Raw genomic sequence first — 1,378 nt, 5'->3', positions numbered from 1 at the left:
CTTCTTGCAGCCGGTACTCCCGCTGCGGGCCCCGATGAAATCCGCTGACTCGTGCCTCATTCCTCCGGCGAGCTCGAGACTCTACGACCAGTTCAGGCTTGGCGAGTCACGGTCTTACCTGGTCCGTCATCACACGCAAAACGCCTGCGCAACCTTTCGACAGTTCTCCCCTCTGCAGAACGTTGATCTTCTACGCGGCAAAGCCCATCATGCCGGCTTTGCACTCACGTAGGTCTTCTCGTACGGCTTTTCGTGTGCAAGAACGGCCCAAATCGTTCGTGCCATCTTGTTAGCCAACGCAACGATCACCACATTCGGTGGCCGACGCTTTCTGATTTGCTCAATCCATGGTCCGGGATCTTTTGCGTTTGCCAACACACTGCGCGCACCGTGAATCAGCAACGTGCGCAGATACGTGTCGCCGCGCTTGCTGATGCCCTGCAGATTGACCTTGCCTCCCGACCCTGACTGCTTCGGTACCAATCCGATGTATGCCGCGAATTCCCGCCCAGATCTAAACACCTTCGCGTCTCCCATCGTTGCCACCGCCGCGGTGGCCGTGAGCAATCCGATTCCTGGTATCGCAGCGATAGTCGCGCACGCCCGATCTTGCTTCATCCATGTTCTCAGCCGCCTCTCGATTGTCGCGATCTGTTCGTCCAGCTTCGCCAGACCATTCCACTGCTCACGTAGCGTGTCGATCAGCATCGCCGGTAGGCGCTCAGCGAGCCGCTCCAGCACTCCAGATATCCCTTTATCGAGCGCCGCACGGCTCGTGCCCATTACTTCACCGTATTCGGTCAACAAACCGCGCAGCGCGTTGATCTGCATGGTCCGGACCTTCACCAGTTGCTGGCGCATTCGGTGCATCGCCAGTACGGCTTGTTGATCCTCGGTCTTTACCGCGACTGCTTTGCATGGCTGCTGCACTGCGAGCCATATTGCTCTCGCATCCGCTGCGTCGTTCTTGTTGCCGATGTTGAACGCCTTGACGAAGCGCGCCGGCATCAACTTAACCTGATGCCCCATCTTCTCCAACTCGCGTGCCCAGTGCTGTGAGCCGCCACATGCCTCCATGCCGATCAGACATGGCGTCCGGTTTGCAAAATACTCGAGGAATCCGGCGCGCTTGATTGCCTTATTCACAACCTCACCCGTTTCCATATTCACGTGGTGGACCTGAAACAGAGACTTTGCGATGTCAATCCCAACTGGCGTAAGCTTCATGAGGATCCTCCGGTTTGCCTGTGAAGACCTCAATGATCTTCCTCTTGGACACTCTGATGCCGTCGGCCCGTGAGGATCCACCTTCCTGAGCCTCCCACGCTCGTGGATCGCGAGGGTGGGAGACGTTCATTTCATTCCTCCGGCAGCGAGG

Annotated in this window: 1 protein-coding gene; it reads right to left on the bottom strand. The window is 57.7% G+C overall.

Going from position 1 to position 1,378, the window contains the following annotated elements; translation table 11 throughout:
• Positions 1-207 precede the first annotated feature (207 nt).
• Complete coding sequence (locus HWX25_RS32565; RefSeq protein WP_175912695.1) at positions 208-1,227, bottom strand: IS110 family transposase; 1,020 nt, start codon at positions 1,225-1,227, stop codon at positions 208-210.
• Between the last annotated feature and the right edge of the window lie 151 nt (positions 1,228-1,378).

This window comes from Burkholderia sp. BCC1640, from assembly GCF_902833125.1.
Taxonomy (GTDB): Bacteria; Pseudomonadota; Gammaproteobacteria; order Burkholderiales; family Burkholderiaceae; genus Burkholderia; species Burkholderia diffusa.
Note: the sequence above shows the minus strand (reverse complement) of the source record. Positions and strands in the feature narration are given on the sequence as shown.